Raw genomic sequence first — 14,241 nt, forward strand, 5'->3', positions numbered from 1 at the left:
AAAACTGCTACGTTTTAACCTCAACAGCAGCGTTAAACAGCACTGTTTTTCCATTGTTAACCACTAAAATTTAGTAAAAGCCATAGGCAGTTTGGTGGGGAAATAAGCATTTTTGAACGCTTTATTTTCGGTAAGCTATTGAGTTTTTTAAGGTCTAGGCCGCTACTCAATAAGCAAATTCAGAATATTGTATAAGTGTTTATTCGCTCAACTTGAGTACAATTACTTAAATAAAGTACAATAGAACTATTAAAGGCTTGAGTTACTTGTAACTCGAGCCTATTTATTTTTAGTAGAGAACCAAATCATGGCGCAAACTCGCGGAAATTTATTTATATTATCAGCTCCTTCTGGGGCTGGTAAATCAAGCTTAATCAATGCACTACTAGCTAAGCATAGCGATATGAAAGTATCGGTATCGCACACGACTCGCTCGCCGCGCCCAGGAGAAGAAAATGCTGTTCACTATCATTTTGTAACAGTCGATGAGTTTAAGCGCTTGATTGAACAAAATGACTTTTTTGAATGGGCGCAAGTATTCGATAACTATTACGGCACTTCTAAGCAAGCGATTGAAGAGCAACTTGCTGCTGGCATCGATGTGTTTTTAGATATTGACTGGCAAGGCGCGCAACAGATGCGTAAATTAGTTGATAACGTTGAAACTATTTTTATTCTGCCCCCATCCAAACAAGAATTAGAATCACGCTTAAATAGCCGAGGTCAAGATTCAGCCGAAGTAATTGCTGGACGTATGGCACAGGCACAATCTGAAAGCTCTCACTATGATGAGTATGACTATTTAGTTGTGAATGATGATTTTAATACTGCACTGGCACAAATTGAAACAATAGTGCTTGCAAAACGCTTGTCATTGCAGTGTCAGTCAGTTCGTCATAAAGACCTAATTGCTGACTTAATAAAATAACTATTGATATATTTATAGATAAAAATTAACCACTAGCTATTGGCGAATCTTGCTGGGTGCAGTAAACTACGTCTTTGCTTAAAAATTTATTTGGAGTGCTGAAGATGGCTCGCGTAACTGTTGAAGATGCAGTAGATGCAATTGGTAATCGTTTTGACTTAATTTTAGTTGCGGCTCGTCGTGCCCGCCAAATCGCAGTGGGCGGTAAAAACCCATTGGTTGACCCAGAAAACGATAAGCCAACAGTCGTTGCTTTACGTGAAATTGAACTTGGTTTAGTTGATAGTTCATCAATGGATGTTATTGATCGTGAAGAGCAACAACACCAAGAAGCGGCTGAAATGGCTGCCGTTGCTGCTATCGTAGGTGGCAACCAATAATCTGACTTCCCGGTCTGATTTAGCCAACGGTGTAGTATTTCTACTCTAGCCGTTGGCAATCCCTTCTTTTCATCGTATATTCTTAACATACCGTTACCTATTTGCTTCACGAGAACATTGGAGTGTGAATGTATCTTTTTGAAGGTTTAAAAAAGAAAATATCAGAATACTTGCCACCGGCAGATGTAGAACTGGTACAAAAAGCCTATGTAGTTGCTCGAGAAGCGCACGAAGGTCAAACTCGCTCAAGTGGCGAACCTTATATAACTCACCCAGTTGAAGTGAGCCAAATTCTTGCGGGCATGCACTTAGACCATGAAACTCTCATGGCTGCCTTGATGCACGATGTAATCGAAGATACCGACTTCAGCCAACAAGACTTAGCCGAAATTTTTGGCGACACAGTTGCAGAGCTCGTTGAAGGCGTGAGCAAGCTCGATAAACTCAGCTTTAAAGATAAAAAAGAATTTCAAGCTGAAAACTATCGTAAAATGATTATGGCGATGACGCAGGATATCCGCGTTATTTTAATTAAGCTTGCCGATCGTACTCATAACATGCGAACTTTGGGAGCGCTTCGCCCTGATAAGCGACGCCGAATTGCAAGAGAAACTCTTGAAATTTATGCGCCAATCGCAAACCGGTTAGGTATTCATGATATTAAAAATGAACTAGAGGATTTAGGCTTTCAAGCCCTCTACCCTATGCGCCACAGAGCGCTAAAATCGGAAGTTGCTAAAGCTCGCGGAAACCGCAAAGAAGTTATCTCAAATATTCAAACAGAAATAACAGCGCGCCTTGAAGAAGCAGGTATTACTGCGACTGTATCTGGACGTGAAAAACACTTATATAGCATTTATAAAAAGATGCTAAATAAAGAGCTATTATTTAATGAAGTCATGGATATTTACGCCTTTAGAATTGCCGTAGAATCTATGGATACCTGCTACAGAGTGTTAGGTGTTGCCCATAACTTATATAAGCCTATAGAAACGCGCTTTAAAGATTACATTGCCGTACCAAAAACCAATGGTTATCAATCTCTACACACTTCACTTGTCGGCCCTCATGGCATTCCAGTTGAGATACAAATCCGTACTCACGATATGGATCATATGGCTGATAAAGGGGTCGCAGCACATTGGATGTACAAAAAAGCGGGCGATGGCGCAGGCCATACCGCGCAACAACGTGCTCGTCAATGGATGCAAAGCTTATTAGAGCTGCAGCAAAGTGCAGGTTCATCATTTGAATTCGTTGAAAACGTTAAAACCGAATTATTCCCTGAAGAAATTTACGTGTTTACTCCCGATGGTCGCATTGTCGAGCTACCTATGGGTGCAACGGCTGTTGATTTTGCTTACGCTGTTCATACAGATGTAGGCAATACCTGTGTTGGGGCTAGGGTTAACCGCAAGCCTCACCCACTGAGTCAAGCATTAGATACAGGCCAAACAGTCGAAGTCATAACCAGCTCTGGTGCACACCCAAATGCAACTTGGCTTAACTTTATTGTTACCGGTAAAGCACGCTTAGGGATTCGTAATTACTTAAAGAATCAACATCAGGAAGAAGCACTGCAATTAGGGAGGCGCTTACTTGATTCAGCATTAGGTGAAACAAAATTCAGTGACTTACCTGATGAAAATATAACACGAGTATTGGACGAGCATAATTTAAACACTGTATTAGAGTTACTGGTTGAAATTGGCTCTGGCAATCTAATGAGTATGTTAATCGCTCGGCGCTTGCTGCAAAACGATGATGAAGATTTAAGCGATATAGCGAAGAATGCCAAAGCAACTATCATCGGCACCGAAGGCATGCTGGTTAACTATTCAAAATGTTGCCGCCCAGTGCCAGGTGATGCTATCACTGCCCATATAAGCCAAGGTAAAGGCGTTACCGTACACCGCCAAGAATGTAAAAACATTCGAGGCTGGGAGTCTGAGCGCTCTAAATACCTGGTCGTAAAGTGGGATGATAACCCAGAAAAAGAATATATCGCTGCCCTGCGCGTTGAAATAATCAACCATCAAGGCGCGCTGGCAAAATTAACCAATGTCGTGGCAACTACACAAGCAAATATAGTTGAAATAACGACTGACGAAAAAGAAAGTAATCTCTATGTGATAGACCTTGGGATCACCGTTAAAAATCGTGTTCACGTTGCTAACATCATGCGCCGTATTCGCGTAATGCCTGATGTGCAAAAAGTCTATCGTAAAAAATAATAGGAAAATCATGAATAAAGCATTTATTTCTACCGAACAAGCCCCTGCAGCTATTGGTACATACAGCCAAGCAGTTAAAGTCGGCACTGCCGTTTACCTATCAGGGCAAATACCACTTGTGCCTGAAACAATGGAAGTGATTTCAGAAGATTTTGCTGAGCAAACACATCAAGTGTTTAAAAACGTCAGCGCAGTTTGTAAAGAAGCCGGTGGGACTATTCAGGATTTAGTGAAAGTGAATATCTACCTAACCGATCTATCAAACTTTGCTACTGTTAACGAAGTAATGAGCCAATACTTCAAAGCTCCTTATCCTGCCCGTGCAGCAATAGGCGTTCGCGCTTTACCTAAAAACGTACAAGTTGAAATAGATGGCATCATGGAATTGCCTTCAACCAACTAAACCTATCAGGCATCCAAACTATTTGGATGCCACTCCCCTCTAATAGCCACCCTAATTTCTTGACAGTTATTAATTTCTCTAGCACTCTATACCCAAGCCACCTCAAGGTGCGAGTTTCAGTTGGAATTAAAAGCGATTTAGGCAAGGCATTGATTGCAAGTAATAGTGGTTCTATTGTTAAAATCAATAACGCAGTATAAATCGCTTTTAAACCAACCCTTTGGGCGTTTCACAGAGACTTACTCTCATCGTTGTTACTTCTTAAAAGGGATGGCCATTCTTGCAAAGTAACGCCTTGATATTAAGCCCCTGTGAAACGCTGAATTCTGCATATTGAGGTGGTTTGGGTATATAATAATAAAAATAAAACCTTTAACTTTAGTAGTGCAAAAGGATAATGTGTGTTTAAGCTAGCCCATAATGGTAACGTATTACTGGATGTAATAGAGCATTCACCTCCCAGCGCCGCTTTTGTAATCGAAGCGCTTGAGCGATCTAAATTTTGTGAATGTCGTGTTGAGCAAGAGTCCATTAAAGCTTATTTTGATGCGCCTAATAATGAGCGTACTATTGTCGTTGCCAGTAAACATGATGCTACTCTCGTTGTAGCTATCAGTGACGATAAAATGCTTGCAACCGGTGAACTAACATTAGCGCAAGGTGGTAAAGTTCTCGACTTGGATACAGCCAAACAACAATTAATAAAAGCAGGTATCGCAAGAGGGTATAAGCAAGCCTTTTTAGAGCTGCTATTACAACAACAATTTGAACTACCCGCGGGACATACAGCGAAAGGAATATTAGCCAAAGGCCGCCTCCCGGTAGATGGATTATCGTCACGATTAATCCCGCAAGTACAAACTTTAAAAGAACGTTTAAATGCCCCCAAACTGCGTGAAGATGGCACCGTAGATATGCGTGACTTCGGCAAGCTCGCAAGTGTTGAGCCTGGTGTACTACTGATTCAACAACAACCTGCAACTCCCGGCAAAGAAGGCTTTACGGTGACTGGTGATTCGCTTCCAGCAAAACCAGGCGAAAGCTTCTCTTTAGTCGCAGGTGAAGGCACTGAAATATCAAAAACAAACCCTTTAGAACTGGTCTCGACTATTTCCGGAGTGCCTGTTGAAATAACCAATGGTATGCGCGTTGATGACATTTATACCGTTAAAGACGTAAACGTTAAAAGCGGCCATGTTAACTTTGATGGCAGTGTTATCGTTACCCAAAATATTGAACCTGGTATGAAGGTCACTGCAAAAGGTGATATTACTGTCATGGGTACCGTTGAGTCTGGCGAACTCACCGCTCAAGGCAATATTACTATCAAGCAAGGAGTTATCGGCCACCAGCTAGATGATAAGTCCTTATCTTGCAAAATTATCAGTGCTGGTGATATCCACCTTTCTCACGCTCAATATAGCTTCATCAGCGGCAACAATATTTTTATTGAGCGCCAAGCGAGCCACTGTATGATGAAAGCTACGCGTTTATTACAAGTCGGTCAAAAAGATAACCCTCAAGGCAAAATATTTGGTGGTGAAGTGCTTGATGCCGGTATGGTCATCGCAGGCGAAATAGGCAATGAATCTGGCGCCAAAATGTTAATTAATATGGCAACTTCTGGTAAAGAGATCACTGAAGAAACGGACAACTGTTTTAAAGAGTTAGCTAAAACAGATGAGCAACTCGACACCTTGCAAGCAGCCTTAGAAAAAGCTGATTTAGTTAAAGATGCAGATAAGAAAAAGCAACTTATCGCAAAAATAGGTGCCACCCAACAGCATTACTGCCAGCAGGCGGAGCAACTTGAACAACGCCTTTCAAAATTAGAGCATCATTTACATGACTTACTTAATGACGCAAACTTAGCAGTGAACAAGGTGCTTCACTCCGGTGTTGAAATTCATATTTTTGATAAAGTTTTAAAAACCAACCGTAACTACCCTCCTTGCAATGTAAAATTACAAGAAGGTAAAATTGAAGTAGAGTTTAAAACTAGTTAACTTCAAAGTTAAACATTCAGAGGCCTTACGCCTCTGGTTCTGAACTTATTTTAGAGTATTCCTGCTACTTCTTGCTTTAGCTCTTCGCTCCAAACACCAACCTGAACTTGACCAATATGTGGCTTTTGTAACAGCAACATTGCTAGTCGAGACTGCCCGATACCACCACCAATGGTTTGTGGAAATTCATTTGCCAGTAGCTGTTTATGCCAATCGAATTCTAAACGCGCTTGATCTGCAGTAATTTCAAGCTGCTTCATTAATGCATCTGGACTTACTCGAATGCCCATTGATGATATTTCAAAAGCATCTTCTAGTACTGGATTCCAGACAAGAATATCACCGTTTAAGCCACTGTATTGTTCACACGTTTGGGTAGACCAATCATCATAATCCGGTGCACGCACATCATGTATTTTACCATCACCTAGTTGACCACCAATACCAATTAAAAACACAGCGCCATACTCTTGTGCAATCGCTTTTTCGCGCTGCTTTGCGGTAAAATCAGGATACATTTGGCGAAGTTGCTCAGAGTGTACAAAGGTAATTTCCTCAGGTAAAAAACCTGCAATACCAAATTCATCTGCAACAAACTGCTCTGTAGCTTTTAAACCTTGATAGAGTGATTTTACAGTCTCTTTTAGTTTTTCAAGTGAGCGCTCTGATGTGGCACAAATAACCTTTTCCCAATCCCATTGATCAACATAAACAGAATGTATTGGGCTCAAAGAGTCTTCATCTGGGCGCAATGCTTTCATGTGAGTGTATAGCCCTTCGCCTACCGCAAAGCCATGTTGTGCCAAGGTTTTACGCTTCCACTTAGCGAGCGAGTGTACAACTTCGAATTGACTACCTGGGAGCGTTTTTACCGATACACTTACCGCGTTTTCAGTGCCACTTAAGTTATCTTGAATGCCATCACCCACTTTAGCCAAAATGGGTGCCTGTACTTCAATTAGCCCTAATTTCTGCTCAAGCTGCTGTGAAAAAAACTGCTTAACTTTACTTATTTGCTGCTGTTGCTGCACATAGTGTGAACTCATAATAATTGGCCTCATTCCCAGTTATTGTTACTTGCTTATTTTGTCGCTGCGACAAACTTCAATAAAGCAATCCTTAAACATTTAGCAACAAAATTCAATAACCCACAACAAAAATAGCCTTATCATATAATTTCAATTAAAATAGTGGTATAAAAAACAAAGATTCAATAATTATAGAACCAAAATTATATGGAAAATTATCAAATCGATAATCTCGATAAACAGATACTTCACGCCCTAATGGATAATGCCCGCACAGCTTATGCCGAATTAGCTAAACGCTTTGCTGTAAGTGCTGGCACAATTCACGTGCGTGTAGAAAAAATGAAGCAAGCTGGCATTATTACTGGCACGCAAGTAAAAATTGATGCAAAACAGCTTGGTTATGATGTGTGCTGCTTTATTGGCATTAACTTAAATAACGCACGAGATTACCCACAAACCTTGATACTGCTTAAGGAACTTGAAGAAGTTGTTGAGGCGTATTACACCACCGGTAACTACAGCATATTTATAAAGGTAATGACCCGTTCAATTGACCACCTACAAGATGTATTAATCAATAAAATACAGGCCATAGAAGCAATACAATCGACAGAAACGCTGATCTCACTGCAAAACCCCATTAGCCGCAGTGTTATGCCTTAAGGTATAATCACTCTAATTACGAGAGCAAAGAGAAAATAAAGAATGGAAAACACACGTTTTCATCGAGTTAAAAGTGTATTGGATCGCCGCCAAACAGATTTAACTGTATGCTTAGAAGATGTGCATAAGCACCATAACTTATCAGCCATAGTAAGAAGCGCTGATGCAGTGGGCTGCCACCATGTGCATGCAGTGTGGCCTGAGAATCAAAAATGGCTTACCAATAATACCTCTGGAGGAAGTAAAAACTGGATTGATACACACCTTCATAAAAATATAGATGATGCAGTTAGTACTATGCGTAGCCACAACCCAGACGTACAAATACTTGCAACACACTTGAGCCCAGATGCAATTGATTATCGTGATATTGATTACACAAAGCCCACCGCAATTATTGTAGGCCAAGAAAAAACCGGGATTTCGCCAACCGCACTGGCCCACGCCGATAAAAATATCATTATTCCAATGCAAGGAATGGCACAATCATTAAATGTATCTGTGGCTGCCGCACTGATTTTATTCGAAGCACAACACCAGCGCTTAAAGGCGGGCTTATACAACCGTGATATGCTGCAAAGTAGCATAAAGCATACGATGCTATTTGAAGGCTGCCATCCAATTATTGCACAAAAGTGCAAAGAAAAATCTTTACCTTACCCTGCACTGGATGACAATGGCGAGATCATCGCGGATGAAGCTTTTTGGCATACACTAAAACATGCTTGATGCCTTGCTAGTTCGCACGTAAACTCAAAAATATCTAAAAATGAAAGTGTTGAGCCTATTTTGTCAAAACCTGATTTAAGCTATTACCCAATTACCGAGCTCAAAGGTGTTGGGCCAAAAATGGCTGAGCGCCTAAAGAAGTTAGGTATTATTACAGTACAAGATATGCTCTTTCATTTGCCGTTACGATATGAAGATCGCACTCGAATTCATGCCATCAATGAGCTACAACCTCACAGCCATGTCAGTATTGAAGCCACCATCGAAACCAGTCAAATAACCTTTGGTAAGCGACGAATGCTGGTGTGCCAAGTAAACGATGGCACTGGTAGATTAACACTGCGATTTTTTAATTTTAGTGCTGCGCAAAAAAATGCCATGAGCGGGGGAAAAATCATTCGTTGTTTTGGGGAAATTCGCCGCGGGCGTGTTGGCTTTGAGATGACCCATCCTGAGTACAGTATTAGCGACACACCTTCTGAGCAACCTACAGCAACAACATTAACACCTGTGTACTCAACCACCGAAGGTTTAAAACAACTCTCTATTCGCGCTTTGAGTGATCAAGCCATTACATTATTAGAGAAATATCACATTGAAGAGTTATTACCCGAGCAGTTTCAACATGCAGGGATAGGACTGACACAGGCTTTATATCTACTTCACCGCCCTAGCAATGATGTAGATGTTACCGCGTTAGAGCTTGGCACTCACCCTGCTCAACAAAGGCTGGTATTCGAAGAGCTATTGGCACAAAACCTAAGCTTATTAAAGTTACGCCAACAAGGTCAGCAAGTAAAAGCCGTCGCGCTTAGTGCTAGCCAGCAACTTGAAAATAACTTTCTTGCTCAACTCCCCTTTGCTCCGACTAACGCGCAAAATCGCGTGGTGAACGAGATTAAAGCCGACTTACAACATGCTTATCCAATGATGCGTTTGGTTCAAGGTGATGTAGGCTCTGGTAAAACCTTGGTAGCAGCATTAAGTGCGCTTACAGCAATTGCACAAGGCTATCAGGTTGCATTAATGGCCCCTACTGAAATCCTCTCAGAACAACATGGTATTACCTTTACTCAGTGGTTTACAGATTTAGGCATAACAACTGCTTGGCTTGGCGGTAAAACTAAAGGCAAAGAGCGTAGTACAACACTAGAAAAAATCGCATCAGGTGAAGCGCAGATGATTGTAGGGACGCATGCGTTATTTCAAGAACAAGTTACATTTAATAACCTGGTACTAATTATAATTGATGAGCAACACAGATTTGGTGTCCATCAACGATTATCACTACGTGAAAAAGGTCGCTTTGGTGACTGTTACCCGCATCAACTAGTAATGACAGCAACACCCATCCCTCGAACACTTGCGATGACAGCCTACGCCGACCTAGAAACATCAATAATAGATGAATTACCACCTGGGCGCACACCAATCACCACAGTTGCAATACCCGATACGCGCCGTGATGAAATCATTAATCGTGTGAAAACAGCGTGCAATGAGCAAGGTAGGCAAGTGTATTGGGTGTGCACCTTAATTGATGAATCCGAAGTACTGCAATGCCAAGCGGCTGAAGACTCTGCATTACAATTAACCCAAGCACTCCCAGAGTTAAAAGTGGGCCTTGTACATGGACGAATGAAACCCGCAGAAAAACAAGCCATCATGAGTGATTTTAAAGCAGGCAATATTCACGTATTGGTGGCAACAACAGTCATTGAGGTGGGCGTAGATGTACCAAATGCCAGTTTAATCATTATTGAAAATCCTGAGCGACTGGGACTTGCACAGTTACACCAATTACGCGGACGAGTAGGCCGTGGTGCTGTTGCTTCTCACTGTGTGCTGCTTTATCACGCCCCTTTATCTGCAACAGCACAAAAACGCTTAGGAGTATTAAGAGATAGTAATGATGGCTTTGTTATTGCTGAGCGTGATTTAGAAATACGCGGGCCAGGTGAGGTGCTTGGTACTAAGCAAACAGGATTAGCTGAGTTTAAAATCGCTGATTTAAACCGTGATAAACAAACACTCAATCAAGTTAGGCCTATCGCAATGCAAATGCTTAACCAATACCCTGCGCAAGTAGAAAAGCTCATCCAGCGCTGGCTTGCTGGTAAGTCAGCTTATGCACAGGCTTAAAGCATTAAATATTGTGCAAACAAAGGTTAAACATACAAAGAAGCTACAAGGCCCCAAGCAATAGTAACAGGGCCTTAAAAATTAATATAGAATCCTAAAACTTATATTCCATACCTAACGCGATATAGTCTTGATCCACATCACTCTCTAAATCATAGGTTGAATAAAAGCCAAACAACTTAATATTTTTTGTAAACTTATGATCAACACCTACTGAGATCGCAGAGTTGTTATCACCATCTTTAAAATCAATCGTTTGATACTGTAATTTGAACGTATTGCTATTCAAAGTATATGCCGCATTAACTAAATAGCCATCAGCTTCACCAGTCCCATCAACCTTTTCTTGCTTTTGATACATAGCGCCTAATTTAATATCAGCCACTTTACCTTGAAGACTTGCGCGGATGACATCATACCCATTTACTTCGCTATCAGCTGCAATAGATGCATAAAGTTTGCTTTTTTTAAGACCCGAATCTCCGTATGTAAGAGCTAATGAATAACCATTCTCTCCTTCACTGTCTTTTTCGGCAACATAAGTTGCAAGCACTTTTAAACCATTAAAGTCATTCGAAGAATAGGTAACCGTATCGCTTAAGCGGTTATCACCTTTAAATAGATTTTTTATATCACCTTCAAGGTCGTTAAATAAGTCCAACTTCCCTTGAGATTGCTTTAAAGCTGTATCATTGCGACCAATAACGAGTTGCCCAAAGCTGCCTTGCAAACCAACATATTGATTTCGAGAAGTAAAAGTATCTTTTGAGTCATCTGATACATTGACCTGAAATTCAAATTTGTAAACAGCTTCCAAGCCTTCACGCAGCTTTTCTGAGCCTTGGAACCCGATACGAGAAGCATTACTCTTAACTTCTGTAAACGACTCATCGTCTTCATCAGAGGACTGCACTGTTACATTTGCTTTACCATATAGATCTACATCAGCTAATGCAGAAAAAGATAAACCACCAAATAAAGCTAGGAATAAGCTAGACTTTGCAAATTTCATGTCGTTTCCTCAATAATCGCAACGAAAAACACATACTCGTGTTTGATTGAGCGCAGTGTGCCAATAAAAAATGACAGAAAGATGACAACTGAAATAAAAACGTCAATTTACATTCATAAAAAGTAATTGTTTTTGTAATTAAAATATATTTTTAAGAACATGCGTTGGTTATAAAGTTAGACAGTCTGTAGCATATGTTGGACTTTTTTAAAACTGTACTGCATCACAACTTATAAACACAAGATCAATTCATTATAGAAGCAATACGATTAGTTTAAACAAAAATAAATATTTTGCTATATTACAACTTCATTTACATTTGTTTACATTAACTTTATACCGAAAAGCGTAATAATATAACAACATATAAAATAACTAATAATATGCTTTGTTCACTTAATACTTGCTAGTAAAGGTGATCTCCGCCAGCCATAATAAGCGCTCATTTTTTATTATCCCCATTCTCAAAATAAAAAAATAAACACAATAAAATGATAACTATTATCACTTCCAATTAAAATTCAAACATGCCAAGCTTGATACGTTATAACATTTGAAAACCAATAATTACTTACACTACTTAAATTCAGGTTGGAAAAAAATGAAAAGGTCAGCTCTAACAGTAAGTGTTCTTACTGGTTTATTTTCAATGCAATCATTTGCAACTCAATCTATTGAAAAACTTGAAGTTCAAGGTACGCGTACACCACTTTATAGTACCCGAGATGTAAATGCCTCGGCACTAGGGATCAAAGATCCTCAGTTTTTACCTATTTCTATTCAATCTTTTTCTGAAGAGTTAATAACGAATCAAAGAGTAAAAACTTTGAGCGAAGTGCTTGCTAATGATGCATCTGTACAAAATACGGCTATCGGCACAGTCTTTGATTTTGTCAGCCTAAGGGGCTTTCAACTCGATTGGACAAATGGTCTAAGACGAGATGGGCTCGCTCTTGCTCCTTATCAGGATGTTCCACTGGAGAATATTCAACGAATCGATATTATTAAAGGCCCATCAAGTTTGGCCTCAGGTTTTAATAATCCTGGCGGTACGATTAACTATGTAACGAAGCGCCCAACGATGGACTCCTTTTTAGATATCACGACAGAATTTCGTAGTCGTGCGGGCCGTTATATTCATGTAGATTTTGGTGGCCCCTTAGATAGTGAGCAAACTTTTGGCTATCGTATCAATGCCGCAGCAGAAAAAAATGGCGACTTTACCGGTGGTGACGATCTAGAAAGGCACTTTTTCAGCGCAGCTCTAGACTGGCAACTTTCTGACCGTATTTTTATTCGCTTAGATGGCGACTATCAAGACAAAAGCACTGTATCACAACCACTTATTGGTTTAGCGCGTGACCCAAATGATGATAGCCATTCCGTGCTCCCTCCTTATGTAGACACGAGTGAAATATTACTTGGCCAACCTTGGGCAAAATATAAAACCGAGTCCTTCAATATAGCGGCGCGAGTGGATTTTTGGCTCAATGATAATTGGCAGTGGGTTAACCAAGTCGCACTTTCTGGGAATGACCGGTTCACTATTTTTCCTGATATATATTCAGTTGATTTAGAAGGAAATGTTCTATCAGCAAGTATTCAAGTCACGCCAGATGAAACCTATGATACGGTTTCTGCCCACAGCTTCTTTACAGGGCAACTTGTTACTGCAGGTATTGAACATGAACTAGTTATTGGCGCAAGTATTCGTGACTACCAATCTAAAGATGGTCGCTGGTTTGAGTTAGACAATCCTGTTGGTAATATATTTAGCCCTACACATGTAAGTAAACCTGAATTCCCCGAATACCCCGATCCAACAACAACAGACACAATCGAAAGCTCATTTTTCATTACCGATACCCTGCATTTTAATGATGTATTTTATGCGACTCTAGGGCTGCGTCATATTCAATATAAAAAAGATCAAACCGCACCAAATCAAGCTAAATCAACATTAGATGATCGCACCTTCAACACACCTATCATTGGCTTAAATTATAACCCGAATGATCAACTTGCTTTTTATGCCAGTTACTCTGAAGGTGCTGGAGAAGGTGGCGTAGCAGTAATTGGCAGTGGAGCAATTAATGAGGGCGAATCGTTAGGGCCACAAGAAAGTGAACAAATAGAAGCCGGTATAAAATACCAAACTGACTCAATGAACTATTCCGTTGCAGTATTCGAAATTGAAAAAATGCTGGAATACCATAACCACATCACCAATTACTTTGTACAAGATGGGACTCAATCTCATAAAGGTATCGAACTTAATGCCAGCGGCTCGTTTATTAAAGGCCTATCGACTGTTGCTTCGATAACATTTATGGACCCTAGTTTGGATGAACTTGATGGTGAACCCGCACTCAATGGTAACCGTCCTGCAAATGTACCTAAATTCCAAGCAAATTTATTTTTAGATTATCAACTACCTTTCTTAGAAAACCTAAGTGTAAATGCTGGCATGTTTCATGTGGGTGAACGGGAACAAAATGTTAATAACAATTTGAACCTTCCGGCTTATACACGCTTTGATTTAGGTGCCAAATATCACTTTAGTGATTTTAACACCACACTGCGAATTAAGGCCGAAAACCTATTTGATAAAGAATACTGGCTGTCTGGCGGTGCTAAAGGCATAGATTGGGGCATAGCGCCAGGTCGCGGCCGGACACTTATTGCATCATTAAGCGTCAGCTTTTAAGGATAA

At 40.4% G+C, this 14,241-nt stretch carries 11 protein-coding genes; 9 read left to right on the forward strand and 2 right to left on the reverse strand.

What is annotated here, in order from left to right; translation table 11 throughout:
• Window positions 1-307 precede the first annotated feature (307 nt).
• From gmk to B5G52_RS02495, 5 genes are all read left to right on the forward strand, one after another.
• The gene (gene gmk / locus B5G52_RS02470) at window positions 308-928 is read left to right on the forward strand and encodes a guanylate kinase (protein WP_087531117.1); all 621 of its coding nucleotides are present in this window, start codon (window positions 308-310) and stop codon (window positions 926-928) included.
• 104 nt (window positions 929-1,032) lie between these two features.
• On the forward strand, window positions 1,033-1,308 hold the full coding sequence (rpoZ, locus tag B5G52_RS02475; RefSeq protein ID WP_058560306.1) for a DNA-directed RNA polymerase subunit omega: 276 nt from the start codon (window positions 1,033-1,035) through the stop codon (window positions 1,306-1,308).
• 128 nt (window positions 1,309-1,436) lie between these two features.
• A complete protein-coding gene (spoT, locus tag B5G52_RS02480) occupies window positions 1,437-3,542 on the forward strand; it encodes a bifunctional GTP diphosphokinase/guanosine-3',5'-bis pyrophosphate 3'-pyrophosphohydrolase (protein WP_087531118.1) in 2,106 nt (701 codons plus the stop codon).
• A gap of 10 nt (window positions 3,543-3,552) precedes the next feature.
• On the forward strand, window positions 3,553-3,945 hold the full coding sequence (locus tag B5G52_RS02485; RefSeq protein ID WP_087531119.1) for a RidA family protein: 393 nt from the start codon (window positions 3,553-3,555) through the stop codon (window positions 3,943-3,945).
• Window positions 3,946-4,346: 401 nt separating this feature from the next.
• Complete coding sequence (locus tag B5G52_RS02495; RefSeq protein WP_087531121.1) at window positions 4,347-5,951, forward strand: DUF342 domain-containing protein; 1,605 nt, start codon at window positions 4,347-4,349, stop codon at window positions 5,949-5,951.
• A gap of 50 nt (window positions 5,952-6,001) precedes the next feature.
• Here B5G52_RS02495 and asnA read toward each other — a convergent pair whose 3' ends face one another.
• On the reverse strand, window positions 6,002-6,997 hold the full coding sequence (asnA, locus tag B5G52_RS02500) for an aspartate--ammonia ligase (RefSeq protein WP_087531122.1): 996 nt from the start codon (window positions 6,995-6,997) through the stop codon (window positions 6,002-6,004).
• A 189-nt stretch (window positions 6,998-7,186) separates the two neighbouring features.
• On the opposite strand from asnA, the gene asnC reads away from it, so the two are divergent.
• From asnC to recG, 3 genes are read left to right on the forward strand one after another with little or no spacing between them, the layout of a single operon-like run.
• On the forward strand, window positions 7,187-7,645 hold the full coding sequence (asnC, locus tag B5G52_RS02505; protein WP_087531123.1) for a transcriptional regulator AsnC: 459 nt from the start codon (window positions 7,187-7,189) through the stop codon (window positions 7,643-7,645).
• Between the two features lie 42 nt (window positions 7,646-7,687).
• Window positions 7,688-8,374, forward strand: a complete 687-nt coding sequence (gene trmH, locus B5G52_RS02510) for a tRNA (guanosine(18)-2'-O)-methyltransferase TrmH (protein ID WP_087531124.1) — start codon at window positions 7,688-7,690, stop codon at window positions 8,372-8,374.
• A 60-nt stretch (window positions 8,375-8,434) separates the two neighbouring features.
• The gene (recG, locus tag B5G52_RS02515; protein WP_087531125.1) at window positions 8,435-10,516 is read left to right on the forward strand and encodes an ATP-dependent DNA helicase RecG; all 2,082 of its coding nucleotides are present in this window, start codon (window positions 8,435-8,437) and stop codon (window positions 10,514-10,516) included.
• A 94-nt stretch (window positions 10,517-10,610) separates the two neighbouring features.
• Here recG and B5G52_RS02520 read toward each other — a convergent pair whose 3' ends face one another.
• Window positions 10,611-11,528: a porin gene (locus tag B5G52_RS02520; RefSeq protein ID WP_087531126.1), complete on the reverse strand. Its 918-nt coding sequence runs from the start codon at window positions 11,526-11,528 to the stop codon at window positions 10,611-10,613.
• A gap of 601 nt (window positions 11,529-12,129) precedes the next feature.
• Between B5G52_RS02520 and B5G52_RS02525 the strand changes: the two genes are divergently transcribed.
• Entirely contained in the window at window positions 12,130-14,235 is a 2,106-nt protein-coding gene (locus B5G52_RS02525) for a TonB-dependent siderophore receptor (protein ID WP_087531127.1), read from the forward strand.
• Window positions 14,236-14,241: the final 6 nt, after the last annotated feature.

This window comes from Pseudoalteromonas sp. A601 (genome assembly GCF_002165575.1).
GTDB lineage: Bacteria > Pseudomonadota > Gammaproteobacteria > Enterobacterales > Alteromonadaceae > Pseudoalteromonas.

Coding starts and splice junctions, on each gene's coding strand:
- gmk (WP_087531117.1), top strand. CDS start 308: ATGGCGCAAACTCGCGGAAATTTATTTATATTATCAGCTCCTTCTGGG.
- rpoZ (WP_058560306.1), top strand. CDS start 1,033: ATGGCTCGCGTAACTGTTGAAGATGCAGTAGATGCAATTGGTAATCGT.
- spoT (WP_087531118.1), top strand. CDS start 1,437: ATGTATCTTTTTGAAGGTTTAAAAAAGAAAATATCAGAATACTTGCCA.
- B5G52_RS02485 (WP_087531119.1), top strand. CDS start 3,553: ATGAATAAAGCATTTATTTCTACCGAACAAGCCCCTGCAGCTATTGGT.
- asnA (WP_087531122.1), bottom strand. CDS start 6,997: ATGAGTTCACACTATGTGCAGCAACAGCAGCAAATAAGTAAAGTTAAG.
- asnC (WP_087531123.1), top strand. CDS start 7,187: ATGGAAAATTATCAAATCGATAATCTCGATAAACAGATACTTCACGCC.
- trmH (WP_087531124.1), top strand. CDS start 7,688: ATGGAAAACACACGTTTTCATCGAGTTAAAAGTGTATTGGATCGCCGC.
- B5G52_RS02520 (WP_087531126.1), bottom strand. CDS start 11,528: ATGAAATTTGCAAAGTCTAGCTTATTCCTAGCTTTATTTGGTGGTTTA.
- B5G52_RS02525 (WP_087531127.1), top strand. CDS start 12,130: ATGAAAAGGTCAGCTCTAACAGTAAGTGTTCTTACTGGTTTATTTTCA.